The organism is Thermocatellispora tengchongensis, from assembly GCF_014202315.1.
In the GTDB taxonomy this organism is placed as follows: Bacteria; Actinomycetota; Actinomycetes; order Streptosporangiales; family Streptosporangiaceae; genus Thermocatellispora; species Thermocatellispora tengchongensis.
The window spans coordinates 1-24,578 of sequence record NZ_JACHGN010000002.1; the positions used below are offsets into that span (position 1 = coordinate 1).

A 24,578-nucleotide genomic window follows, 5' to 3' on the forward strand; every position below is an offset into this window, starting at 1 on the left:
CAGGGTCGTGTCTTCCCTCGTCGCTCCGGTCGCTGCGCTCCCTGCGCTCCTCCTCCAGACACGACCCGCGCCCAAGCCGCCACATCCCGGGTACCGGACCTTCCTCTCGTAGCCCGCTTACCGGGCATGGGCGTGCCCGGTGCGCGTGGTCGGAGGGGGCCCATGTTCGTGGTGGGGCCATCGGCGCCGCGCTCCCGCTGCTCCACGCTCCAGGCGCGACTGGCGCCGTGCTTGTGGCCGGTGCGCCGCACGTGCAGGGCTTGGGCGCCTTGCAGGGTCGTGTCTTCCCTCGTCGCTCTGGTCGCTGCGCTCCCTGCGCTCCTCCGTCCGGACATGACCCGCGCTGTGCTTATGGCCCGTGCTCCGCACGGGCGGGCTTGGGCGCCTTGCAGGGTCGTGTCTTCCCTCGTCGCTCCGGTCGCTGCGCTCCCTGCGCTCCTCCTCCAGACACGACCCGCGCCCAAGCCGCCACATCCCGGGTACCGGACCTTCCCGCCGTAGCCCTCTTACCGGGCTAGGCGCGGACAGGGTGTGCCCATAGCCGGAGAGGGCCCGTGTCCGCCTTGGTGGCATCGCGACCGCGTTCCTGCGCTTCTTGGTCCAGACTCGACCCCCGCCCAAGCGCCCACATCCCGATTGCCGGGCCTTCCTTTCGTGGCGCCCTTGCCGTCGTGCCCATGTGGCCGGCCGAAGAGGCGCGTCCTCGCGGCGGCGTCATTGCCGTCCTGTGCGCTGCCGGAATGGCCCGCGCCTGAGACCCGTCCCCGCTCGATGCCGAACCTTCCCTTCGTGGTCCGCTTATCCGGGTCGCGGCAATGCCGTGGTCGAGAGGCGGCCTGTGTTCGGGGCGGCCTATCGCCCCGCGCGTCCAGCCGCACTTTGATCCTGTGCTTCCCCGCCTCGCTCCTTCCCGGGCTCGGCCGGCATGGTCCGTGGTCGAGGGCGGCCGGCTGTGGGAAGCCCTGGCGTGGGGATCAGCCGCCCTGTGGCCTTCCGCCTTGCGGCCTTCCGGCCTTGCGCCTTGGTTCCGGGCGTCCGCGTTCCGGTGGTCGTCGGTGACTCCCTTCGTCCCCGGGGGCGCTCTTCCCGTGACCCGCATTGCGCCCCATTCGGTGCCGTGGGCGTCATCCGCTTCTGGTGTGGTGGCCGGCTTTGGTGGCGAGTGCTCGTGGGTGTCACCGCGTGGTGGCGGGAGTTTGGGGAGGTTTTGGCGTAGGGTGGAGGGCCGTGATCTTGACATGATGGGGCACACGCACGCGTTGACCGGGGCTGCGGCCTGGCTGGCCGTGGCGCCGGGGTTGGCGGCTCTTCCCTATATCGGGGAGTCGACGCGGGTGATCGAGATGGGTGTCATGGCCGACGCCCTGACGCCGGCCGAGTTCCTGGCCGGGGCGCTGGTGTGCGCGGGGGCGGCGATGCTGCCCGATCTGGACCATCCGAGCGCGACGATCGCGCAGACCTTCGGGCCGGTCACCTGGCTGATGAGCAAGGTGGTGGCCTGGGTCAGCGGCGGGCATCGGGGGGCGACGCACTCGCTGGTGTTCGCGGTGGCGACCGGGTTCGGGGCGCACCTGCTGGCCAACTCCTATCCGCTCGGGCGGGACATCCTCGTCGTGCTGATGATCGGGCTGGCGCTGCGCGCGATCGGGATCGGCATCCCGGGCAAGAAGATCGGGTCGGCGATGGTCAACATCGGGCTCACGGTCGGGCTGTTCGTGGTGTTCAGGTCGTACGAGGTGGGATACGCCTGGCTGGGGCTGGCGATCGGGGTCGGGTGCCTGGTGCACGTCGTGGGCGACTGCTGCACCGAGAAGGGGTGTCCGGTGCTGTGGCCGCTGAAGCAGCGGTGGGTGCTGCCGTGGAAGATCGGGATCAAGACCGGGCAGGCGTTCGAGCAGAAGATCCTTGCGCCGATCCTCTCCGTGGTGATCCTGGGCCTGCTGTACGTACGGCTGGCCCCCACCTGATCGCTACCAGTCGGTAACTTGATGTCGAGATATCGGCGGGATATCTTGATATCGAGACATCTGTCGCGCCCTGCCGGATGACCGGCGTGTTAGGCACACCTAACTGCGTTGGGCACTCCGCAGGTGCGGCAGGATTCGTTAGGGGAACGGACCCGGCGCGCCGCGCGGCGCGCGCGTACGGCCGAGGGCCGGCTGCCCCGACCACGGAGAGTAATGCGATGGAGGAGGCGAACATCGTGTCCGCGAACAGCTTCGGCAGCCGTGACACGCTCCGCGTCGGCGACGCGGCCTACGAGATCTATCGGCTGGACGCTGTCGAGGGATCGGCGCGCCTCCCGTACAGCCTGAAGATCCTGCTGGAGAACCTGCTCCGCACCGAGGACGGCGCGAACATCACCGCCGACCACATCCGCGCTCTCGCCGGGTGGGACCCCAAGGCGGTGCCCAGCGTGGAGATCCAGTTCACCCCGGCGCGCGTGATCATGCAGGACTTCACCGGCGTGCCGTGCGTGGTCGACCTGGCCACGATGCGCGAGGCCGTACGCGACCTGGGCGGCGACCCGTCCCGGATCAACCCGCTCGCCCCGGCCGAGCTGGTCATCGACCACTCCGTCATCGTCGACTTCTTCGGCCACCCCGACTCCTTCGCCCGCAACGTCGAGCGCGAGTACGAGCGCAACCGCGAGCGTTACCAGTTCCTGCGCTGGGGCCAGACCGCCTTCGACGAGTTCAAGGTCGTGCCGCCCGGCACCGGCATCGTGCACCAGGTCAACATCGAGCACCTCGCCCGCGTGGTCATGACCCGCGACGGCAAGGCCTACCCCGACACCTGCGTCGGCACCGACTCCCACACCACCATGGAGAACGGCATCGGCGTGCTCGGCTGGGGCGTCGGCGGCATCGAGGCCGAGGCCGCGATGCTCGGCCAGCCGATCTCGATGCTCATCCCGCGCGTGGTCGGCTTCAAGCTCACCGGGCGCCTGCCCGCCGGCGCCACCGCCACCGACCTGGTGCTGACGATCACCGAGATGCTGCGCAAGCACGGCGTGGTCGGCAAGTTCGTGGAGTTCTACGGCGAGGGCGTCAGCAGCGTGCCGGTCGCCAACCGGGCCACGATCGGCAACATGAGCCCCGAGTTCGGCTCCACCTGCGCGATCTTCCCGATCGACCAGCAGACGATCGACTACCTCACCCTCACCGGCCGCAGCGAGGAGCAGATCGCGCTGGTCGAGGCGTACGCGAAGGCGCAGGGCATCTGGCACGACCCGGCCGCCGAGCCCGACTACTCCGAGCACATGGAGCTCGACCTCGGCACCGTCGTGCCCTCGATCGCCGGTCCCAAGCGCCCGCAGGACCGCATCGAGCTGTCGGCCGCCAAGGAGACCTGGCGCCGCGACGTCAAGGCGTACGTCGCCGACGAGGACGGTGTGGACGAGGCGTCCGAGGAGTCCTTCCCGGCCTCCGACGCGCCCGCGTCCAACGCCCGTGCCAACGGCGCACGGCCTCACAAGCCGACCCCGGTCACCATGGCCGACGGCACCAGCTTCGAGATCGACCACGGCGCGGTCGTGATCGCCGCGATCACCTCCTGCACCAACACCTCCAACCCGTACGTCATGCTCGGCGCGGCCCTGCTCGCCCGCAACGCCGTGGACAAGGGCCTGAGCCGCAAGCCGTGGGTGAAGACCTCCCTGGCCCCCGGCTCCCAGGTCGTCACCGGCTACTTCGAGCGCTCCGGGCTGCAGCCCTACCTCGACAAGCTCGGCTTCAACCTGGTCGGCTACGGGTGCACCACCTGCATCGGCAACTCCGGTCCGCTGCCGGAGGAGATCTCGGCGGCCGTGCAGCAGAGCGACCTGGCCGTCACGGCGGTGCTGTCGGGCAACCGCAACTTCGAGGGCCGCATCAACCCCGACGTCAAGATGAACTACCTGGCCTCGCCGCCGCTGGTGGTCGCGTACGCGCTCGCGGGCACGATGGACCTCGACCTGAACACCGAGCCGCTCGGCATCGGCAACGACGGCGAGCCGGTCTTCCTCGCCGACATCTGGCCCTCGCCGGAGGAGGTCGCCGAGGTCGTCAACGCCTCCATCGGCCAGGACATGTTCAAGCGCGACTACGCCGACGTGTTCAAGGGCGACGAGACCTGGCGCTCGCTGCCCATCCCGACCGGCGACACCTTCGAGTGGGACCCCGACTCCACGTACGTGCGCAAGGCCCCCTACTTCGACGGCATGCCGTCCGAGCCGGCCCCGGTCACCGACATCAGCGGCGCCCGCGTGCTGGCCCTGCTCGGCGACTCGGTCACCACCGACCACATCTCACCGGCCGGTTCGATCAAGGCCGACTCCCCGGCGGGCGTCTACCTGCGCGAGCACGGCGTGGCGGTCAAGGACTTCAACTCCTACGGCTCGCGCCGCGGCAACCACGAGGTCATGATCCGCGGCACGTTCGCCAACATCCGCCTGCGCAACCAGATCGCGCCCGGCACCGAGGGCGGCTTCACCCGCGACTTCACCGTCGAGGGCGGCCCGGTGACCACGATCTACGACGCGTCGGTGCACTACCAGGAGCAGGGCATCCCGCTGGTGGTGCTGGCGGGCAAGGAGTACGGCTCCGGCTCCTCCCGCGACTGGGCCGCCAAGGGCACCGCGCTGCTCGGCGTACGCGCCGTGATCGCCGAGTCGTACGAGCGCATCCACCGCTCCAACCTGATCGGCATGGGCGTGCTCCCGCTGCAGTTCCCCGAGGGCGCCTCGGCGGCGTCCCTGGGCCTGACCGGCGAGGAGACCTTCGACATCGTCGGCATCGAGGAGCTCAACAAGGGCGCCATCCCGCAGACGGTCACCGTCAGGGCGGGCGAGAAGGAGTTCCAGGCGGTGGTCCGCATCGACACCCCCGGTGAGGCCGACTACTACCGCCACGGCGGCATCATGCAGTACGTCCTGCGCTCGCTGCTCGCCAAGAGCTGACCACGCGAGTTGTGATCCCCCTCCGGCGGGCCGGGCGCAAACCGCCCCGGCCCGCCAGGGCTTTCCGGCACGCCGGCCAGGGGCGGAGCCGGATGGACGCGTCCCGGCCTGCCGGCGATGGTCTTCCTGGTCTTCGTGACCTGACCGGACATGGCGTGACATGGTGGCGTGACATGGCACGTCGGGCGGTCGCAGGGGAATGGCGCGGTTCCCCGTGCCGGTGGCTGTCCGGTGGCCACGTTCATCTCCCGCCAGGGGCGGACGCCGTCTGCGGCGCCGCCACCCGCGCCGTATGTGGTTGCCGCTACCCGCGCCGTGTGGGGCGTTCTATCCGCGGACCGGGATGGCGTGGGGCCTTAGGGCCGCCCCGAGGCCGGGTCTCGGCCGATCTGTGAGCCCGGCTGATTCCTGAGTGCCCCTGATCGCTCAGTTCCGCTGATCCATGAGGCCCCATGTGATCTGCGGTCCCGGCCGATCTGTAGGTCTGTCAATCCCCGGTCCCGATCGATCCCGATCCCGATCCTGGTCTCGGTCCTGGTCCTGGCCTGTCGCCGGTCCCAGCCTGTTCGCCGCTCGGCGACCCACCCCACCCCCGGCCGGCCGCCTGTCGTCCCCCTCCGACGTCTGCCGTTCCACAGTGCGGGTCCCTCTGCGCGCGACGCGCCCCCGCCCCCGACAGCCCATCCCCACAGGAGCCCCCGTTCCCCTCCCTGATTAGCTCAGGGCATGGACGCTGAGATATTCCTCCTCTTCTGGGCTGGTTTGGCGGTTTTTGTGGGTGCCGTCGTGCAGGGTGGTGTCGGGTTCGGGCTGGGGCTGGTGGCGGCGCCGGTGTTGACGATGATGCAGCCCTCGCTGATGCCCGGGGCCATTCAGGTCGTCAACGCCTCACTGCCGCTGTTCACGCTGGCCGTGGAGTGGCGGCGGGTGGAGTGGCGGGCGCTGGGGTGGGCGGTGTTGGGGCGGTTGCCGGGGAGTGCGGTGGGGGCGCTCATCGTCGTGTACGTCTCCGCGCAGGCGCTGGGGGTGTTCGTGGGGGCGATGGTGCTGGTCGCGGTGGCGCTTACGGCGCGGGCGGTGGCCATTCCGCGTACGGGGGCGACGGTGACGGGGGCCGGGTTCGTGTCGGGGATCACGGGGACCGCGACCGGGATCGGGGGGCCGCCGATCGCGCTGGTGTTCCAGGGGGCCAAGGGGCCGCAGGTGCGGGCGACGCTCGCGGTGTTCTTCTGCTTCAGTGCGCTGCAGTCGCTCGGGGTGTTGTGGGCGGTGGGGCATCTGCCGGTGCGGGCGCTGGTCGCCGGGGGGCTGCTGGTGCCGTTCATGATCGCGGGCTTCGTGGTGTCGGGGCCGCTGCGCCGCTACCTGGACGGCGGGCGGACCAGGGCCGGAATCCTCGTGCTGGCCGGGGTTTCCGCGCTGGTGCTGATCGCGCAGAGCATCAGCGGTTAAGGCTGCGTTTCTGGATTGTTACCTGAGACAACAAATTCACCCCCGGAGAGGTCTTCCCAAGCAGGCCACGGCGGAATACGTTGCCGCAAACAACATTCAAACCCCCCAATCTCAGCCCAGAAAGGACCCGTGCAATGCGCAAGGGGATCCTCAGCCTGACCGCCGCCGCCGCGGCGATGACCCTCGGTCTCACCGCGTGCGGGGGCGAGAGCGGTGACACCACCTCCGCCGAGCAGGGCGGCGCCACCTCCCAGCCGTCCGCCACCGGCAAAATCGGCGTGATCCTGCCGGACAGCAAGTCGTCCGCTCGCTGGGAGACCGCCGACCGCAAGTACCTTGAGGAGGCGTTCAAGGCCGCCGGCATTCCGGCCGACATCCAGAACGCACAGGGCGACAAGACCGCGTTCCAGACCATCGCCGACCAGATGATCACCAACGGCGCGACCGTGCTGATGATCGTGAACCTGGACAGCGGCACCGGCAAGGCGGTGCTCGACAAGGCCAAGTCGCAGGGCGTGGCCACCATCGACTACGACCGGCTCACGCTCGGCGGCAGCGCCTCGTACTACGTCAGCTTCGACAACACCAAGGTCGGCCAGCTCCAGGGCGAGGGGCTGGTGAAGTGCCTGGCCGAGAAGAAGGTCGAAAAGCCGGTCGTGGCCGAGCTCAACGGCTCGCCGACCGACAACAACGCGACGCTGTTCAAGAACGGCTACGACAGCGTTCTCCAGCCGAAGTACGACTCCGGCGAGTACATCAAGGGCCCGGACCAGTCCGTGCCCGACTGGGACAACACCCAGGCAGGCACGATCTTCGAGCAGATGCTCACCCAGGAGCCGAAGATCGCGGGCGTGCTCGCCGCCAACGACGGCCTCGGCAACGCGGCCATCACCGTGCTGAAGAAGAACAACCTCAACGGCAAGGTCCCGGTCACCGGCCAGGACGCCACCGTGCAGGGCCTGCAGAACATCCTCGCCGGCGACCAGTGCATGACGGTCTACAAGGCGATCAAGAAGGAGGCCGACGCGGCCGCCCAGCTCGCCATCGCGCTGGCCAAGGGCGAGAAGCCGGCCGCCAGCGGCACCGTGAAGGACCCGGAGGGCAACCGGGACGTCCCGGCCGTGCTCCTGGAGCCTCAGGCGATCTTCTTCGACAACGTCAAGGACGTCGTCAACGACGGTTTCGTCAGCAAGGAAGAGCTGTGCACCGGCGACTTCGCCGACAAGTGCACCGAGGCCGGCATCTCCTAGCCCGCCCGCGGCCGGCACGCCCCACGAAGGCGTGCCGGCCTCGCCGTCATGATCGAGAAACCCTCCAGAAGAGGAGCAGCCTTCTTGAGTTCCTCCCCACGGCTGAAGCCGGGGGATTCCAACCCTCACGGGTCGGGTTTCCTGCTTCGCCGCCAGTTGCCCGCCCGGCCTGCGCCGCCAGAGGCTCATGCCGGCTCCGGCGCCGCACACCCCCTCACGCGATCAGTTGTGTCCCCGCGCCGCGAGGCGGGGGTCTCCACCGTCGAGGAGATTCGATGACCCCCGTGCTTGAGCTACGCGGGATCGACAAGAGTTTCGGCCCCGTGCAGGTGCTGCACGACGTCGCCTTCACCGCGTACGCCGGGGAGGTGACCGCGCTCGTCGGCGACAACGGCGCCGGCAAGTCCACCCTGGTCAAGTGCGTGGGCGGCATCTACCCGATCGACTCCGGCGACTACCTCTTCGAGGGGAAGCCGGTCCACGTCAACAGCCCGCGCGACGCCGCCGAGCTCGGCATCGAGATCGTCTACCAGGACCTCGCCCTGTGCGACAACCTCGACATCGTCCAGAACATGTTCCTGGGCCGGGAGCGCCGGAACGGCCTGGTGCTGGACGAGGACTCGATGGAGGAGCTGGCGCAGAAGACGCTGGCGAGCCTGTCGGTCAAGACCGTCAAGTCGATCAGGCAGCTCGTCTCCAGCCTCTCCGGCGGCCAGCGGCAGACCGTCGCCATCGCCAAGGCCGTGCTGTGGAACAGCAAGGTCGTCATCCTGGACGAGCCCACCGCCGCTCTGGGCGTCGCGCAGACCGCGCAGGTCCTGGAGCTGGTGCGCAGGCTCGCCGACAACGGCCTGGCGGTCGTGCTGATCTCGCACAACATGAACGACGTGTTCGCCGTGGCCGACCGGATCGCGGCGCTCTACCTCGGCCGCATGGCCGCCCAGGTGAAGGCGGCCGACGTGACCCACTCGCAGGTCGTCGAGCTGATCACCTCGGGCCGCAGCGGGGAGCTCGGCCTCAAGAACGGCAGCGGAGTCACCCAATGAGCGCAACCCTCACCCCCGATCGCACGGCGGAGGCGCCGTCGATAGCCAGCAACGCCCGCGACTACCTCGAACGGGTCCGCGGCGGCGACATGGGCGCCCTGCCCGCGGTCTTCGGCCTGCTCGTGCTGTGCGTGGTCTTCGCGATCCTGCGCCCGGCGTTCCTCACCTCGATCAACTTCGCCAACCTGTTCACCCAGGGCGCCGCGGTCACCGTGATCGCCATGGGCCTGGTGTTCGTGCTGCTGCTCGGCGAGATCGACCTGTCCGCGGGCTTCGCCAGCGGCGTGTGCGCGGCCGTGCTCGCGGTGACGCTGACCAACATCGGCCTGCCCTGGTACGTCGGCGTGCTGCTCGCCATCGCGACCGGCGTCGTGATCGGCATCGTGCTCGGCACCCTGGTGGCCAAACTCGGCATCCCCTCCTTCGTGGTCACCCTGGCCGCGTTCCTGGCCTTCCAGGGCCTGGTCCTGGTGCTGGTGGACGAGGGCACCAACATCTCCATCCGCGACCCCGTCATCGTCGCCATCGCCAACCGCAACCTGCCGCCCGCGCTGGGCTGGGCGCTGTTCGCGGTGGGCGTCGCCGGGTACGGCGCCCTCCAGCTCATGCGGGCGCGCAAGCGCGCCGCCCGGGGCCTGGTCGCCGACCCGATCTCGCTGATCGCGCTGCGCGTCGGCACGCTGGCGGTCCTGGCCGGGTTCGCGGTCTACTTCCTGAACCTGGAGCGCAGCCGCAACGCCGTGGTCGTCTCGCTCAAGGGCGTGCCGATCGTGGTGCCGATCATCCTCGTGCTGCTCATCCTGTGGACGTTCGTGCTCCGCCGCACCGCGTTCGGCCGGCACATCTACGCCGTCGGCGGCAACGCCGAGGCCGCCCGCAGGGCCGGCATCGGGGTGGACCGGATCAAGATCAGCGCCTTCGTCATCTGCTCCTCGATGGCGGCGGTGGGCGGCATCCTCGCCGCGTCGCGGGCCACGTCCGTGGACCCCAATACCGGAGGCGCGAACGTCTTGCTGTTCGCGGTGGGCGCGGCCGTGATCGGAGGTACCAGCCTGTTCGGCGGCAAGGGCAGGGTCCTGGACGCCGTGCTCGGCGGCGCCGTGGTCGCGGTCATCGAGAACGGCATGGGCCTGATGGGCTACCCGGCGAGCGTGAAGTACATGGTCACCGGGTGCGTGCTGCTGCTGGCCGCGGGCGTGGACGCCCTCTCGCGCAAACGGGCGGCGGCCTCTGGTCTAAGGTGATCCCCGACCCCCGATCCCCCTCCCGCAGAAACGGCAGGCATACACGCCCATGCGCGCAGGCCCCTCCCAAGAGGAGATCCGGCGCCACAACCTCGGCGCGCTGCTCCGGCACGTCCATCTGGGCGGGCCGACCTCGCGCGCCGAGCTGACCAGCCGGATGGGTCTCAACCGCAGCACGATCATGGCCCTCACCGCCGACCTGACCGCGGCCGGGCTGGTCCGAGAGGAGCTGCCCCGGCAGACCCGCCGGGCCGGCCGCCCGTCGCTGGTCGTGCGCCCGGAGTCGGCCAAGGTCTACGTCTTCGCCTTCGACGTGGGCGTGGACCGCATGGTGGCGGCCCGGGTGGGGCTCGGCGGCGTGATCCTGGACCGCCGGCAGGTCGAACGCCGGCGCGAGCCGTTCTCCGTGGAGGAGGAGATCGGACGGCTGGCCGGGTTCGCCAGGCAGATGCTCAGGAAGACCCGCGAGGACACGGTGTGCGTGGGGATCGGGGCGGCGTTCGCGGGCGGTGTCGCCCGCGCCGACGGCGTGGTCCGGTTCGGCCCCAACCTGGACGCGTACGACCTGCCTTTCGGGGAGGAGCTGGGCCGGCGGCTCGGCCTCGGGCTGCCGGTCGCGGTGGGCAACGACGCCAATCTGGGGGCGCTCGCCGAGCAGTCGCGCGGGCTCGGCGTCGGCTGCCGCGACCTGATCTACCTGCACGGCGACGTCGGCATCGGCGGCGGCGTGATCGTGGGCGGCCAGCTCCTCGGCGGCCACCAGGGCTACGGCGGCGAGGTCGGCCACATGGTGATCAACCCCGGCGGACGGCCGTGCGGCTGCGGGTCCAAGGGCTGCTGGGAGGCCGAGGTGGGCGAGCGCGCCCTGCTCGAACTGGCCGGCAGGTTCGGCAAGAAGACCGGGCGCGAGGCCGTACGGGCCGTGGTGGACGCCGCCGACATGGGCGACGCGCAGGCCCAGGAGGCGCTGCGCCGGGTCGGCGACTGGCTCGGCCTCGGCGTGGCCAACCTGGTCAACCTGTTCAACCCGGAGATCGTGGTGTTCGGCGGGATGCTGCGCGACCTCTACCTCGGCGCCGCCGCCCAGGTGCGCAGCCGCATCGCCACCGACGCCCTGCCCGCCTCGCGCGAGCACCTGCGCCTGCGCACCTCCGCCCTCGGCGACGACGCGACCCTCATGGGCGCCGCCGAGCTGGCCTTCTCCCACGTGCTGGCCGACCCCCTCGAAGCCCTCGCCAGGGTGAGCTCCTAGGAGGGCCGGCCAGGCCGGAGGCGCGGGCTCTCAGGCCACCCGCGACTTCGGCGCGGTCCAGGTGTTGCACGCGTCCGGCGACTCGGCGTCGAATCCGCGCTTGAGCCAGTACGCGATGTTCTTGCCCTTGCCGTGGCTCTTGCTGTCGAACCCGGCCTGGGCCAGCTTGCCGATGTAGTCGAAATCGAACTGGCTGCGCCCGAGCGACTGCCACACGCTGCCGATGAACGCGCCGGAAAGGCACTCGGCCTGCAGCTCGACCCGGCGGTGCCGCTCCCACACGCCCGGCACCTTCTTCTTCTGCAGCCGGACCTCCTCATCCAGGATGCCGGCGAGTTCCTGCACGTGGTGGCCGTACTCGTGGGCCAGGAGCTGGAACAGGAACAGCTCCCCGGGCTCGGACAGAATGGCCTTGTCGAGGAGCACGTAAATGGTGCGCGAGTTCTCGCAGTACAGCCCCTGGGCGAACGTCGGGAAGGTCCCGCAGGTCGTCTTGCCGTAGGTGGTCAGCACCTTGAACTTGGGCTTGGCGAAGGGCAGCTTCGCCTTGGCGAACTGGGCGCTCCACGATTCGTCGAGGCAGTCCAGCACGTATTCCAGATAGATGCGCGCCGAGTCGGCGTCCTCGGGCTTGACCGGCTGTTCGTCGCACTCCTTGAGTTCGAGCTTGCCGGTCTTGTAGATCGGGTTCTTGGTCAGGGCGGCAGTGCCCTTCGGGACCGGCCCGGAAGCCGCACCCGCCGCGGCGGCGGAGGCTCCGGCGGTGCCGGCGAGCAGCACGCACGCGAGCACGCTCGACGCCAGAGCGATAAGGGGGATACGCATGATCCCGCACCTTATCGGAGTTAAGCGACGAATAAAGATGGATAAAGCATAACTCGCCGGAAAAACGGGACGGCCGCCCGCGGATACCCGCGGGCGGCCGTCTGTCGGTTACTACCAGGCGCCCCTCCGGAACCGGCTGCGATCACCCCGACCGCCGCCGGGGGCGGGCGATGCACAGGGGTTCGCGCCGACGTACCCCTGCGAGGGGGCGGGCGGTCCTGAGGGCCGCGCCGGCGGGCCGCCCATGGGCAGCCGGACGCCGGACTCACGTGTGATGGCGTGGCGACCGCTACGCGACGCGGCGGGCCGAGACGGTCCAGGTGTTGCAGCCGCCGGGGCCGCCGGCGGCGAAGCCCTTCTCAAGCCAGTACGCCTGGCTGTAGCCCTTGCCGTGGTCGTTGGTGGGCCAGGTCTTGGCGCCGTTCTCGCGGGTCCACTGCACCATGCCGTCCCACTCCTGCGGGTTCACCGGGAGCGTGTCGGCGACGCTGCGGACGAAGGCCGCGCCGAGGCAGTCGGCCTGGAGTTCGAAGCGGCGGGAGAGCAGGAGCTTGGCCGAGCCCCTGGCCCTGGAGTAGGCCGGGAAGTAGTAGTTCGGCCCGATGCCCGCGATCGTCTGCACGTGGTGGGCGTACTCGTGCGCCATGAACTGGGCCAGGCCCAGCTCGAACGCCTCGCGCAGCACCCGCTTGGTCACCCCGATGTAGATGGTGCGGTTGCTGGAGCAGTAGTAACCGCCCGCCCCGCTCGGCCACCGGCCGCAGGGGCTGCTGACCCTGCTGGTGGCGAACCGCAGCCGCGGCTTGGAGAAGGAGAGCCCGGCCTTCCTGAACTGGCGCGCCCACGACGTGTTCAGGCAGGTGTTCACGCGGCTCATGAAGGCCTTGTACGACGCCGCGCTCCCCGGGCGGATCTCACCCGGCGAGCAGGTGATGCGGGGCAGGAGACCGGTGCGGTAGAGGGGGTTGGCCGTCGCCGCCGCCTTCCCGCGTGGAGGCGCCTGGGTCTGGCCCTGCTGAACCTCCTTCTGCGCGGCCGGCGCGGCGGTCGCCGTCGCCTCCGCGGTGCCCGCCCCGACCAGGGCGAGGACCGCAGCCGCGGCTACTAGTGACGAGAGTTTCCTAATGGGGAGGGTGTTCATAGTGAAGCAAAGACTAGAACAAGACCCCACAAAGGGGGGCAGCTTCATCATCCTTCGAAGGATCCCCCGCGGCAGTGGGCTTCCGGCCAACTACACTCGGCTTGTCGGTGCCGCGAGCGGAGAGGACGATCTGGCGTGGGTGAGCGGGCCGGGCTCCTGGAGTCCATCGAGGGACCTCACGACCTCAAAAGACTGGACGTGGGTGATCTACCCGGGCTCGCTGCGGAGATCCGTGACCTGCTGGTCGGGTCCGTCGCCCGCACGGGCGGCCACCTCGGCCCCAACCTCGGCGTGGTCGAGCTGACGATCGCGATCCACCGCGTCTTCGACAGCCCGCGCGACAAGATCCTGTGGGACACCGGCCACCAGGCGTACGTGCACAAGATGCTCACCGGCCGGGCCGGGGCGTTCGGCACGCTGCGCCAGGAGGGCGGCCTGTCGGGCTACCCGAGCCAGGCCGAGTCCGAGCACGACGTGATCGAGAACTCCCACGCCTCCACCGCGCTGTCGTACGCCGACGGCCTGGCCAAGGCGTTCGCGCTGCGCGGCGAGCACGACCGCACGGTGGTCGCCGTCATCGGCGACGGCGCGCTCACCGGCGGCATGGCCTGGGAGGCGCTGAACAACATCGCCGCGGCCAAGGACCTGCGCCTGATCATCGTGGTCAACGACAACGGCCGCTCCTACTCCCCGACGATCGGCGGGCTGGCCCGCCACCTGTCCTCGCTGCGCATGACCCGCGGCTACGAGGACGCGCTGGAGTTCGTCAAGGAGAGCCTGGGCAAGGTGCCGGTCGTCGGCCAGCCCTTCTACGACACCCTGCACGGCGTGAAGAAGGGCCTGAAGGACATCCTGGCCCCGCAGGTCATGTTCGAGGACCTCGGCCTGAAGTACGTCGGGCCCATCGACGGCCACGACGAGCAGGCGCTGGAGGCCGCGCTGCGCAAGGCGCGCGGCTTCGGCGGGCCGGTGATCGTGCATGCCCTCACCCGCAAGGGCCAGGGCTACACCCCGGCCGAGAACCACGACGAGGACTGCTTCCACTCCCCGGGCGTCTTCGACCCGATCACCGGCGAGGAGCGGCCCAAGCCGCACGGCTGGACCAACGTGTTCAGCGACGAGATGGTCAAGATCGGCGCGGCGCGGCAGGACGTCGTGGCGATCACCGCGGCCATGCTGCACCCGGTGGGCCTGGCCGAGTTCGCCGAGGCGTACCCCGACCGCGTCTACGACGTCGGCATCGCCGAGCAGCACGCGCTGACCTCCGCGGCCGGGCTCGCGCTCGGCGGGCTGCACCCGGTGGTGGCGCTGTACGCCACGTTCCTCAACCGGGCCTTCGACCAGCTCCTGATGGACGTCGCGCTGCACAAGCTGCCCGTGACCGTCACCCTCGACCGGGCCGGCGTCACCGGCGAGGACGGCGCCAGCCACAACGGCATGTGGGACCTGTCGATCCTGCAGGTGATCCCGGGCCTGCGGATCGCGGTGCCGCGCGACGCGGCCCGGCTGCGCGAGCTGCTGGCCGAGGCGGTGGAGTTCTCCGAGGGCCCGACCGTCGTCCGCTTCCCCAAGGGCGCGGTGCCGGCCGAGATCGAGGCGGTCGGCAACCTCGGCGAGTGCGACGTGCTGCGCGCCGGCGACCCCGACGTGCTGATCATCTCGGTCGGCCCGATGGCCGAGGTCTGCCTGGAGGCCGCGAGCCTGCTCGACGCCCAGGGCATCTCGGCCACCGTCGTCGATCCGCGCTGGGTCAAGCCGCTGGACGAGGCGCTGGTGCTCGCCGCCAGGGCGCACAAGCTGGTGGCCGTGGTCGAGGACAACGGCCGCGTCGGCGCGGTGGGCGACGCGGTGTCGCGCATGCTCCGCGACGCCGACGTCGATGTGCCCGTACGCGGATTCGGCATCCCGCAGCGCTTCCTCGACCACGCCAAGCGGCCCAAGATCCTGTCCCAGGTCGGGCTGACCGGCCAGGACCTCGCCCGCGAGATCACCGAGGCCGTCGCCAAGCGCAGCCCGGTCCTGGAGCACCACCCGAGCCGCTGACCCATCGAGCCCGCCGGCGCGGGCGGCCCGTCGGCCCGGCGGCCCGCCCGCCCTGCGGACGCCCGCGGACGAGTACGTCTAGGAGCGCACTCTAGGGCGCTCGTCCGCGCCCAAGTCGTCCGCATCGCGGTCGCCCGCGCCAGGGTCCTCCGCGCCGTCGTCGCCCGCGCCGGGGGCGTCGGCGGTCAGGCGGCGGGTGGCGTGGCGGCGTACCAGGGCGGCGGCCACGGCGAAGAGCACGCCGAGGGCCGCGGCCACCGGCACCACCACGTCCTGGTACTCCCGGGCGGCGGCGCCCACGACCGCGCCGAGGGTGATGTAGGTGCTCAGCCAGGCGAGGCTGCCCGCCAGCGCCCAGGGCATGAACCTCCGGTATGGCATGCCGAAGGTCCCGGCGATCACCGGGGTCAGCGCGTGCGCCACCGGCAGGAAGTAGGCCACGGCCAGCGCCCACCCGCTGCGGAGTACCAGACGCTCGGCCCTTACCCAGCGCTCCTCGCCGATCCTGCGCCCGATCCGGCCGTGGCGGAGCCGTGATCCGTAGCGGCGGCCCAGCCAGTGGCCGCCACTGGCTCCCACGGCGCAGCCCAGCACGCCCGTCACGACCAGCGCCGCGGCCTCGGCCGGGGTGCCGGCGGTCGTGCCCGCGACGACCAGCAGCGCGTCGCTGGGGATGAACAGGCCCACCAGCAGCGTGCCCTCCAGGGCGAGGAACATCAGCACGATCGCCATCACCACGGGTGTGCTCTGCGCGCCCAGGGTGTCCAGGACCCGGCCGATGAGTTCCCCCACGTCTCCCAGCATGTCTCCACCCTGGCGCAGCGCGGGCGGCGCCGCATCGGGTCCATCCCTTGGAGAACCCTGAGAGTTCCGGACCTGTAGGGGGAGAAAGCGCAGGGCAAGAAAGGAGTAACGGACAGTCGGGAGGGCAGCGCCGTGGACATGTTCCGCACCAAGAGCATCGAGCAATCGATCGAGGACACCGAGGCCCCCGAGCACCGGCTGCGGCGCAGGCTGAGCGCGCTCGACCTGAGCGTGTTCGGCGTCGGCGTCATCGTCGGCACCGGCATCTTCGTGCTCACCGGGCGGGTGGCGCGCGACACCGCCGGGCCCGCGGTGGCCCTGTCGTTCGTGGTGGCGGCCATCGCGTGCGGCCTGGCGGCGCTGTGCTACGCCGAGTTCGCCGCCACCGTTCCGGTCGCCGGGTCGGCTTACACCTTCGCGTACGCCACGCTGGGCGAGTTCCCGGCGTGGATCATCGGCTGGGACCTGATGCTGGAGCTGGCCCTGGGCGCGGCCGTGGTGTCCGTGGGCTGGTCGGGCTACTTCACCAGCCTGATGGCCACGCTGGGCCTGGAGCTGCCCGCCTCGATCGCGGGGGAGGACGCCGTGGTGAACCTGCCCGCGGTCGTCATCGTGCTGCTGCTGACCGGCGTGCTCGTCGCCGGGATCAAGATCTCCGCCCGCACCAACCTCGTGCTGGTGGTGATCAAGGTCGCGGTGGTGCTGCTGGTGATCTTCGCCGGGCTGTTCTTCATCCGGGCCGCCAACTACACCCCGTTCATCCCGCCCCCCAGGGGGACGCCCGCGGTCGAGGGGCTGGGCGCGCCGCTGATCCAGGTGCTGTTCGGCGTCACCCCCACCGCGTACGGGATCGCCGGCATCTTCTCCGCCGCCGCGGTCGTCTTCTTCGCCTTCATCGGCTTCGACATCGTCGCCACCGCCGCCGAGGAGACCCGCCACCCGCAGCGCGACCTGCCCATCGGCATCCTCGGCTCCCTGGCGGTGTGCACCGCCCTGTACGTGGGCGTCTCGCTGGTCGTGGTGGGCATGCAGCCCTACCACGAGCTCAGCTCGGCCGCGCCGCTCGCCGACGCCTTCCGCGCCGTGGGCCAGCCCTGGCTCGCCTTCCTGATCAGCATCGGGGCCATCGCGGGCCTGACCACGGTGGTGCTGATCATGATGCTGGGGCAGAGCAGGGTGTTCTTCGCGATGAGCCGCGACAACCTGCTGCCCGCGACGCTCGCCGCCGTCCACCCCAGGTTCGGCACCCCGGCCCGGGTGACGATCATCATCGGCGTGGTCACCGCGGTGCTGGCGGGGTTCATCCCGCTGTCGGCGCTGGCCGAGCTGGTCAACATCGGCACGCTGTTCGCCTTCGTGATCGTGTCGATCGCCGTCGTGCTGCTCCGGCGCACCCGCCCCGACCTGGAACGGGCGTTCCGCACGCCGCTGGTGCCGCTGGTGCCGATCCTGTCGGTGCTCGCGTCCATCTACCTGATGCTGAACCTGCCGGTGGAGACCTGGCTGCGGTTCCTGGTCTGGCTGCTGATCGGCGTGGCGCTGTACTTCGTGTACGGCCGGGTGCACAGCCGCGTGGGTCAGGCGCGCACCGGCGCCTGACCCGGGAACCCCGGCGCCCGCCGCGGTGTAGCCATACCCGGAGGTGCGTCATGAGACGAGTGATCCTACGGGCGGCGCCGGCGGCCCTGGCGGCCCTGGCGACACTGGCGGCCCTGGCGGTGTCGGCCCTGGCGGCCCCGGCACGGGCGGAGAGCGCCGGAGGCTGGGCCGTGACCTACCTGGACCCGGTCCCGGCGAAGTGGGAGCCGAGGGCGACCTACACCATCGGGTTCTGGCTGCTCCAGCACGGCACCCACCCGTACGTCGGCCGCGATCTGGGCCGGGTCGCGCTGCGCTTCGACGACGGCGAGGGCACCGTGCTGGAGTTCGACGCCGTCGAGCTGCGCGAGCCCGGCCACTACGCCGCCGCGGTGGCGCTGCCGGGACGGACCTGGCGGGTCGAGGCGCTGCAGGGCTGGTTCATGCCGTACGAGATCGGCACGCTGACCGTCCCGGGGAGCCTGAAGATCGAGCCGATCCCCGAGGAGTTCCGCCGGTCCATCGAGAACCAGGAGCCGCAGGACTACTGGGGCGAGGTCCGGCCGCCCGGCTTCCCCAGGCTCGCCCACAAGGTCCCGCTGCCGCCGCGGCCCTCCACCACCCCGGCGGCGGCCGCCGTGCCCTCTGCGGCGTCCTCAGGCCCGACCACGGCGGTCGTGGCCGAGCCGGAGGAGTCCTGGTGGCGTCCGCCGTACGCGGTGGCGGCGGGCGTACTCATCGGCGCGCTGGCCCTGCTCGCGCTGCGACGCTCACGCCGCCTTCGCGGGCAGGGCCATGCGGCCTTCAGCCGGCCGCCGGGCGGAACCGGGCGCCCGTGACCCGCTCGGAGACGCCCGAGCGGTCCAGGTAGGGCGTGATCCCGCCCAGGTGGAACGGCCAGCCCGCGCCCAGGATCATGCACAGGTCGATGTCCTGCGGCGCCGCGACCACGCCCTCGTCGAGCATGATCCGGATCTCCTCGGCGAGGGCGGCCAGCGCCCGGTCCCGTACCTGCTCGCCGGTGGACGGGGACGTGCCGCCGGAGAAGACCGCCTCGGCCTCGGGGTCGATCGCGAAGGCCGCGTCGTACACGCCCGGCCTGCCCGCCGCGACCAGCTTGGCCAGGCCGCGGGAGGTGGCGTAGCGGTCGGGGAACGCCTCGTGCAGGGTCTCGGCCACGTGCAGCGACACCGCCGGGCCGACGAGCTGGAGCAGCGTGAACGGCGTCATCGGCAGGCCGAGCCCGTCGAGCGCGTGGTCGGCGACCGCCAGCGGCGTGCCCTCGTCCACGGCCGCCATGACCTCGCCCATGAACCTGGTCAGCAGCCGGTTCACCACGAACGCGGGCGCGTCCTTGACCAGCACGGCCGACTTCTTCAGCGTCTTGCCGGTCGCGAACGCGGTGGCCAGCGTCGCGTCGTCGGTCGCCTCGCCGCGCACGATCTCCAGCAGCGGCATCACCGCGACCGGGTTGAAGAAGTGGAAGCCCACCACCCGCCCGGGGTGGCGCAGCCCCGCCGCCATCGCGCTCACCGACAGCGAGGAGGTGTTGGTGGCCAGCACGCACTCCGGCGAGACGAACTCCTCGACCTCGGCGAACACCTTGCGCTTCACCGCCATGTCCTCGAACACCGCCTCGATCACGAAGTCGGCGTCGGCGAAGGCGTCCTTGGTCAGCGAGCCGGAGACCAGGCCCTTGAGCCGGGCCGCCTTGTCGGCGGAGACCCGGCCCTTGGCCAGCAGGCCGTCGATCTCGGCGTGCACGTGGCCCACGCCCTTGGTCAGGCGCTCGTCGTCCAGGTCGGTGAGCACGACCGGGACCTCCAGGCGGCGGGCGAACAGCAGCGCGATCTGCGCCGCCATCAGCCCCGCCCCGACCACGCCGACCTTGGTCACCTTGCGGGCCAGGGCCGGGTCGGGGGCGCCCGCGGGCCGCTTGGCCCGGCGCTGCACCAGGTCGAAGGAGTACAGCCCGGCGCGCAGCTCCTCGCTCAGCAGCAGGTCGGCCAGGGCGGCGTCCTCGGCGGCGAAGCCCTCGTCGCGCGAGGCCGTACGGGCCAGCTCGACCAGGTCCAGCGCCCGGTACGGCGCGGGCGCGGCTCCGCGCAGCTTCAGGTCCACCAGCCCGCGCGCCCCGGCCACGGCCGCGGACCACTCCTCGGCCGCCGCGGTGTGGTCGGCACGCTCGACGGTCACCTCGCCGCGCAGCACCCTCGCCGCCCAGCGCAGCGACTCCTCCAGGAAGTCGGCGGGCTCGAACATGGCGTCGGCCACGCCCATCGCGTACGCGTCGGCGCCGCGCACCATGCGGTTCTGCGACAACGGGTTCTCGATGATCAGCTTCAGCGCGTTCGCCGGGCCGACCAGGCGGGGCAGGAGCTGCGTGCCGCCCCAGCCGGGCACCAGCCCGAGGAAGCACTCCGGCAGCGCGACCGCGGTCACCCCGGAGGAGATCGTGCGGTAGGTGCAGTGCAGGGCGACCTCCAGGCCGCCGCCCATCGCCGCGCCGTTCACGAACGCGAACGACGGCACCTCCAGCTCGCCCAGCCGCCGGAACACGTGGTGCCCCAGCGCCCCGATCGCCTCCGCCTCCTCGCGGGCGCGCAGCGCCGCCGCGCCGTCCAGGTCGGCGCCCACGGCGAAGACGAACGGCTTGCCGGTCACGCCGACGGCCACCAGGTCGGTGCGGGCCGCGATCTCGTCCAGCGCCCCGTTGAGTGCCAGCAGGCCCTGCGGGCCGAACGTGTTGGGCTTGGTGTGGTCGAACCCGTTGTCCAGCGTGATCAGGGCCATGGTCCCCGCGCCGTACGGCAGCTCGACGTCGCGCACCAGCGCCCGCGTCACGACCTCGTCCGGCACCCGCCCCAGCAGGACCGACCGCCACTTGTCCAGGCTCATTTGCCCTCCCACGCCAGGTTCTCCCAGATCACGGTGCCGCCCATGCCCATGCCGACGCACATCGTGGTCACGCCGTAGCGGACCTCGGGGTGCTCGCCGAACTGCCGGGCGAGCTGCGTCATCAGCCGTACGCCCGAGGACGCCAGCGGGTGGCCGTACGCGATGGCGCCGCCGTACGGGTTGACCCGCGGGTCGTCGTCGGGGATGCCGAAGTGGTCCAGGAACGCCAGCACCTGCACCGCGAACGCCTCGTTGATCTCGAACAGGCCGATGTCGTCGATTCCGAGCCCGGCCAGGCGCAGCGCCCGCTCCGTGGACGGGATCGGGCCCACGCCCATCACCTCGGGGTCCACGCCCGCGAAGGCGTACGACACCAGCCGCATCTTCGCGCTCAGCCCCAGCTCCTCGGCGGCCTCGGCCGCCGCCACGACGCACCCGGTGGCGCCGTCGTTGATGCCGGAGGCGTTGCCCGCGGTGACCTTGCCGTGCGGCCGGAACGGCGTCTTGAGCCCGCTCAGCGCCTCCATGGTGGTGCCGGGCCTGGGCGCCTCGTCGGCCGTGGCCAGGCCCCACCCCTTCTCGGCCGAGCGCACGGCCACCTCGGCGAGGTCCGGCTGGATCTTGCCGTCGGCGTACGCCTTGGCCGCCTTCTCCTGGGAGGCCACCGCGTACGCGTCGGCGCGCTCCTTGGTGATCGCCGGATAGCGGTCGTGCAGGTTCTCCGCGGTCATGCCCATGACCAGCGCGGAGCCGTCGACAAGCTGCTCGGACAGGAACCGGGGGTTGGGATCGACGCCCTCGCCCATCGGGTGGCGGCCCATGTGCTCCACACCGCCCGCGATGGCCACGTCGTACGCGCCGAACGCGATCCCGCCCGCGACGGTCGTCACCGCGGTCATCGCTCCGGCGCACATGCGGTCGATCGCGTAGCCGGGCACGCTCTTGGGCAGCCCGGCCAGCACGGCGGCGGACCGGCCGATGGTCAGGCCCTGGTCGCCGATCTGCGTGGTGGCCGCGATGGCGACCTCGTCCACACGCTCGGGCGGCAGGGACGGGTTGCGCCGCAGCAACTCACGGATGACGCGGACCACGAGGTCGTCCGCACGTGTCTCGGCGTACATGCCCTTGGGACCCGACCTGCCGAAAGGCGTTCGCACTCCGTCGACGAAGACGACGTCACGAGAGGAAGGCACGGCTCGCTCCTCGCTGGTGGATGACTTCCTGCGCCCCATGCTACTGGTCAGTAACAAGCTTGCGGTCCACCAGGGCGGCCCCCGCCTCCCCGGCCCCCTCCCCATGCACCTCCGCTGCGATTCCGCCCACCGGCGACAATGGACGCCACCCGTCGTGCGGCCCGCCTTCGCCGTCGCACCATTATGTCCGATGGAATTCGGTCGGAGGGGGTGCGTGCGGACCCGATGCAATCGCGCCACCAGGCCCACCGCCTGCGGGACCGCACCCAAAAGAAGCACGAATTCCGGAAATTCGCCAAGCCTGTTTTCGTTTGCGCGGCAAATGGCATCGCCATTCCGGTCATTCCTCAACCCCACTTACCCATATATCCCGATATGGCCGCCCGCCACCAAGTGAAATGCCCGATGAACAAGCGGTACCACCGGGCAGGGCGGGGTGTGCCCGAGTTCGGGAGGCGGCGGCGGGGTGCACGCAGATTCCGGCACCCCGTCCCATCCCGTCTTACGGAAGATCCACCGTTGCCTGGACCCTCCCCGTCCGCGAGCGGGTGGGCAGTCTCGGCCATGGGAGTAGGGGCCGGTGGCGTGTCTGGGGCGGGCTGCGGACTGGAGCCGGTCACGGGTGAGCGGGTTGCGTATGTTCGCCCATCGTGCTGGGGGCCGGTGGCGTGTGCGGGCGGGCCGCGGGGTGGGGGTGGGCTGCGGTGCGGGGTCCGTCACGGGTGTCGCCGGCGGACATGCCCCATGGGGTGAGCGGCCGGTGGCGGGACGTGTGCCGTTGCCCGACCGGCGGCCTCGCGCCGTAGCCCTCGCTGTAGCCCTCAGCGCGGCGTCGCGTGGCCACCTCCCACGACCGTCACGGCCTCAGGATCGCGTGCTGCTCCGCGGTCGTGCGTGTCCCGCTGCCGCGTGACCACACCCCCGGCCCTGCCGGACGTGAGCACCGTGGCTCTCGCCGGCGTCCCGTCCATTCGGTGCGCGCCCTGGACCGTGCCGGTCGTCAGAGGTCGCCTTTGGTGTTGAGGCGGTCGAGGGCCTTGGTGAGGGGGTGGGCGGTCAGGGCTATCTGCCAGGGGCGGGCGCCCAGGGTGCGGAGACGGGCCTCTATGTGCTCGTCGTCCAGGATCTCGGGGGGTTCCCAGGTCAGGCGGCGTACGGCGTCGGGCTGGAGGAGGTTCTCGGTGGGCATGCGGTGTTCGTCGGCGAGGGCGGCCACGACGGCGCGGGCGGCGGCGAGGCGTTTGGCGGCGGCGGGGTCGCGGTCGGCCCAGCGGTTGGTGGGCGGGGGGCCGTCGCCGGGGGTGCTGGGCTGGGGGAGCTGCGACTCGGGGAGGGAGCGGGCGCGGGCGATGGCGGCCAGCCAGTCGCGGAGGTGGCGGCGGGCGCTGCGGCCGGTGAAGGGGGCGATGTCGGTCAGGGCCTTGGTGGTGCGGGGGATCTCCAGGGCGGCGGTGACGATCGCGGAGTCGGGCAGGACCCGGCCGGGGGCGAGGTCGGCCTCGCGGGCGATCTCGTCGCGGAGGATCCACAGCTCGCGTACGACGGCGAGCCCGCGCAGGCTGCGTACCTTGTGGATGCCGGACGTGCGGCGCCAGGGGTCGGAGCGGGGCGCGGGCACCGGCGTGTTGAGCACGGCGGCGAACTCCTCCAGCGCCCAGGCCAGCTTGCCGCTGGCCTCCAGTTGCTCGTGCAGCGCGTCGCGCAGCTCGACCAGCACCTCGACGTCGAGCGCGGCGTAGCGCAGCCAGTCCTCCGGCAGAGGGCGGGTGGACCAGTCGGCGGCGGAGTGGCCCTTCTCCAGGCGGAGGCCGAGGACCGTTTCCACCATCGTGCCGAGGCCCACCCGCTCGTAGCCGAGCAGCCGCCCGGCCAGCTCGGTGTCGAACAGGCGGCGCGGGCGGAAGCCCAGCTCGGCCAGGCAGGGCAGGTCCTGGGAGGCCGCGTGCAGCACGATCTCGGTGTCGGCGAGCGCCACGTCGAGGTCGCTGAGGTCGGGACAGGCCGTCGGGTCGATCAGCGCGCTGCCCGCCCCGGCGCGGCGGAGCTGCACGAGGTACGCCTTGCCGCTGTAGCGGTAGCCCGAGGCGCGCTCGGCGTCCACGGCGACGGGGCCCGTGCCCAGGGCGAAGGTGCGAACGGTGGCGGCGAGGCCCGCGGCATCGTCGATGACCGGCGGGATGCCCTCGCGCGGCTCCAGCAGGGGGACGGCCTCCCCCACCGGAATGGTCGTCTCGTCGGTCACTTCCTGAAGGACTCCGGATCTTCGCGTCGGCGCGGCGGCAGGGTCGCCACGTCAGGTGGTAGCGGAGGGATACCCGCTGCAAGGCACATCAGATCGCACCATGCGGCGACATGGCCGGAAAGGTCCTCTTCCTCCGGAGACCAGGAGGCGCGCAGTTCCAGCTCCGTCGTGACCGGATCGCCGGCCTTGTTGCCGAAGCCCTCGGACACGGCGCGGGTGACCGTGCCCCCGGCGGCGGCGTAGGAGGCGTGGTGGGCGTCGAGCGCGTCGGTCAGCCAGCTCCAGGCCACGGGCCCGAGCAGCGGGTCGGAGGTGATCTCCGGTTCCATGTCGGCCCGCACGTACGCGACGAGCCGGAACGGCCCGTCCCAGCCGCGCTGGCCGTCGGGGTCGTACAGCACGATCAGCCGGCCCACGGCCAGCTCGTCGTCGTCGCGGTAGACGGACGCGCCCATGGCGGCGGAGAAGGGCGCCAGGCGCTGGGGCGCCGGGATGTCCTCCAGTTCGATCTCCGGCCTGACCTCGGTCCGGCGCATGCTCTCCACGGCGCGCCGGAACTCGCCGGGAGCGGTGTCACCGATGGTCATATCCGAAGAGTAGGTCGATGTCGGGCGCATGTGGACCACGGGGGTATGTGTCGGTGCCATCGATCTGGATCAAGCCGCGGCCGT

Annotated in this window: 17 protein-coding genes; 10 read left to right on the forward strand and 7 right to left on the reverse strand. The window is 71.3% G+C overall.

All coding sequences use genetic code 11. The features are described from left to right. The first annotated feature begins 1,241 nt into the window (after nucleotides 1–1,241). The 7 genes from HNP84_RS03470 (at nucleotide 1,242) to HNP84_RS03500 (ending at nucleotide 11,183) form a co-directional block, all read left to right on the forward strand. Nucleotides 1,242–1,967, forward strand: coding sequence for a metal-dependent hydrolase (locus HNP84_RS03470; RefSeq protein WP_246517819.1), 726 nt, complete (start codon nucleotides 1,242–1,244; stop codon nucleotides 1,965–1,967). A 236-nt stretch (nucleotides 1,968–2,203) separates the two neighbouring features. Continuing rightward, complete coding sequence (acnA, locus tag HNP84_RS03475) at nucleotides 2,204–4,939, forward strand: aconitate hydratase AcnA (protein ID WP_312923987.1); 2,736 nt, start codon at nucleotides 2,204–2,206, stop codon at nucleotides 4,937–4,939. Nucleotides 4,940–5,665: 726 nt separating this feature from the next. Beyond that, nucleotides 5,666–6,391, forward strand: a complete 726-nt coding sequence (locus HNP84_RS03480) for a sulfite exporter TauE/SafE family protein (RefSeq protein WP_185047885.1) — start codon at nucleotides 5,666–5,668, stop codon at nucleotides 6,389–6,391. A 134-nt stretch (nucleotides 6,392–6,525) separates the two neighbouring features. Further along, on the forward strand, nucleotides 6,526–7,641 hold the full coding sequence (locus HNP84_RS03485) for a sugar ABC transporter substrate-binding protein (RefSeq protein ID WP_185047886.1): 1,116 nt from the start codon (nucleotides 6,526–6,528) through the stop codon (nucleotides 7,639–7,641). 275 nt (nucleotides 7,642–7,916) lie between these two features. Further along, entirely contained in the window at nucleotides 7,917–8,687 is a 771-nt protein-coding gene (locus HNP84_RS03490) for an ATP-binding cassette domain-containing protein (RefSeq protein ID WP_185047887.1), read from the forward strand. Further along, nucleotides 8,684–9,931: a sugar ABC transporter permease gene (locus tag HNP84_RS03495; RefSeq protein WP_185047888.1), complete on the forward strand. Its 1,248-nt coding sequence runs from the start codon at nucleotides 8,684–8,686 to the stop codon at nucleotides 9,929–9,931. The genes HNP84_RS03490 and HNP84_RS03495 overlap by 4 nt, the downstream gene beginning before the upstream one ends. Nucleotides 9,932–9,980: 49 nt before the next feature. Further along, complete coding sequence (locus HNP84_RS03500) at nucleotides 9,981–11,183, forward strand: ROK family transcriptional regulator (protein ID WP_185047889.1); 1,203 nt, start codon at nucleotides 9,981–9,983, stop codon at nucleotides 11,181–11,183. A 30-nt stretch (nucleotides 11,184–11,213) separates the two neighbouring features. Here HNP84_RS03500 and HNP84_RS03505 read toward each other — a convergent pair whose 3' ends face one another. Both HNP84_RS03505 and HNP84_RS03510 read right to left on the reverse strand, forming a co-directional pair. Further along, complete coding sequence (locus HNP84_RS03505) at nucleotides 11,214–12,008, reverse strand: neutral zinc metallopeptidase (protein WP_185047890.1); 795 nt, start codon at nucleotides 12,006–12,008, stop codon at nucleotides 11,214–11,216. A gap of 289 nt (nucleotides 12,009–12,297) precedes the next feature. After that, a complete protein-coding gene (locus HNP84_RS03510; protein WP_185047891.1) occupies nucleotides 12,298–13,149 on the reverse strand; it encodes a neutral zinc metallopeptidase in 852 nt (283 codons plus the stop codon). A gap of 135 nt (nucleotides 13,150–13,284) precedes the next feature. Between HNP84_RS03510 and dxs the strand changes: the two genes are divergently transcribed. After that, nucleotides 13,285–15,192: a 1-deoxy-D-xylulose-5-phosphate synthase gene (dxs, locus tag HNP84_RS03515; protein ID WP_185047892.1), complete on the forward strand. Its 1,908-nt coding sequence runs from the start codon at nucleotides 13,285–13,287 to the stop codon at nucleotides 15,190–15,192. 78 nt (nucleotides 15,193–15,270) lie between these two features. Here dxs and HNP84_RS03520 read toward each other — a convergent pair whose 3' ends face one another. Then, entirely contained in the window at nucleotides 15,271–15,996 is a 726-nt protein-coding gene (locus tag HNP84_RS03520; protein WP_185047893.1) for a DedA family protein, read from the reverse strand. A gap of 132 nt (nucleotides 15,997–16,128) precedes the next feature. Between HNP84_RS03520 and HNP84_RS03525 the strand changes: the two genes are divergently transcribed. Together HNP84_RS03525 and HNP84_RS03530 are read left to right on the forward strand one after the other, a co-directional pair. After that, nucleotides 16,129–17,595: an amino acid permease gene (locus HNP84_RS03525; protein WP_312923587.1), complete on the forward strand. Its 1,467-nt coding sequence runs from the start codon at nucleotides 16,129–16,131 to the stop codon at nucleotides 17,593–17,595. 50 nt (nucleotides 17,596–17,645) lie between these two features. Next, nucleotides 17,646–18,413 (forward strand): hypothetical protein, encoded by a 768-nt coding sequence (locus HNP84_RS03530; RefSeq protein WP_185047894.1) that lies wholly within the window; start codon nucleotides 17,646–17,648, stop codon nucleotides 18,411–18,413. On the opposite strand, the gene HNP84_RS03535 is transcribed toward HNP84_RS03530, so the two are convergent. The 4 genes from HNP84_RS03535 to HNP84_RS03550 all read right to left on the reverse strand — a co-directional run bounded on the left by HNP84_RS03535 (nucleotide 18,379) and on the right by HNP84_RS03550 (nucleotide 24,494). Then, the gene (locus tag HNP84_RS03535; protein WP_185047895.1) at nucleotides 18,379–20,472 is read right to left on the reverse strand and encodes a 3-hydroxyacyl-CoA dehydrogenase NAD-binding domain-containing protein; all 2,094 of its coding nucleotides are present in this window, start codon (nucleotides 20,470–20,472) and stop codon (nucleotides 18,379–18,381) included. The genes HNP84_RS03530 and HNP84_RS03535 overlap by 35 nt on opposite strands. Further along, nucleotides 20,469–21,704: a thiolase family protein gene (locus tag HNP84_RS03540; protein ID WP_221335839.1), complete on the reverse strand. Its 1,236-nt coding sequence runs from the start codon at nucleotides 21,702–21,704 to the stop codon at nucleotides 20,469–20,471. Before HNP84_RS03540 ends, HNP84_RS03535 begins: the two co-directional genes overlap by 4 nt. A 961-nt stretch (nucleotides 21,705–22,665) precedes the next feature. Beyond that, entirely contained in the window at nucleotides 22,666–23,907 is a 1,242-nt protein-coding gene (locus HNP84_RS03545) for a ribonuclease D (protein WP_185047897.1), read from the reverse strand. Continuing rightward, nucleotides 23,904–24,494, reverse strand: a complete 591-nt coding sequence (locus tag HNP84_RS03550) for a DUF3000 domain-containing protein (RefSeq protein WP_185047898.1) — start codon at nucleotides 24,492–24,494, stop codon at nucleotides 23,904–23,906. Before HNP84_RS03550 ends, HNP84_RS03545 begins: the two co-directional genes overlap by 4 nt. Between the last annotated feature and the right edge of the window lie 84 nt (nucleotides 24,495–24,578).

Coding starts and splice junctions, on each gene's coding strand:
- HNP84_RS03535 (WP_185047895.1), bottom strand. CDS start 20,472: ATGAGCCTGGACAAGTGGCGGTCGGTCCTGCTGGGGCGGGTGCCGGAC.
- HNP84_RS03505 (WP_185047890.1), bottom strand. CDS start 12,008: ATGCGTATCCCCCTTATCGCTCTGGCGTCGAGCGTGCTCGCGTGCGTG.
- HNP84_RS03520 (WP_185047893.1), bottom strand. CDS start 15,996: ATGCTGGGAGACGTGGGGGAACTCATCGGCCGGGTCCTGGACACCCTG.
- HNP84_RS03530 (WP_185047894.1), top strand. CDS start 17,646: ATGAGACGAGTGATCCTACGGGCGGCGCCGGCGGCCCTGGCGGCCCTG.
- HNP84_RS03495 (WP_185047888.1), top strand. CDS start 8,684: ATGAGCGCAACCCTCACCCCCGATCGCACGGCGGAGGCGCCGTCGATA.
- HNP84_RS03480 (WP_185047885.1), top strand. CDS start 5,666: ATGGACGCTGAGATATTCCTCCTCTTCTGGGCTGGTTTGGCGGTTTTT.
- HNP84_RS03490 (WP_185047887.1), top strand. CDS start 7,917: ATGACCCCCGTGCTTGAGCTACGCGGGATCGACAAGAGTTTCGGCCCC.
- HNP84_RS03540 (WP_221335839.1), bottom strand. CDS start 21,704: ATGGGGCGCAGGAAGTCATCCACCAGCGAGGAGCGAGCCGTGCCTTCC.
- HNP84_RS03510 (WP_185047891.1), bottom strand. CDS start 13,149: ATGAACACCCTCCCCATTAGGAAACTCTCGTCACTAGTAGCCGCGGCT.
- HNP84_RS03500 (WP_185047889.1), top strand. CDS start 9,981: ATGCGCGCAGGCCCCTCCCAAGAGGAGATCCGGCGCCACAACCTCGGC.
- HNP84_RS03550 (WP_185047898.1), bottom strand. CDS start 24,494: ATGACCATCGGTGACACCGCTCCCGGCGAGTTCCGGCGCGCCGTGGAG.
- HNP84_RS03470 (WP_246517819.1), top strand. CDS start 1,242: ATGGGGCACACGCACGCGTTGACCGGGGCTGCGGCCTGGCTGGCCGTG.
- HNP84_RS03485 (WP_185047886.1), top strand. CDS start 6,526: ATGCGCAAGGGGATCCTCAGCCTGACCGCCGCCGCCGCGGCGATGACC.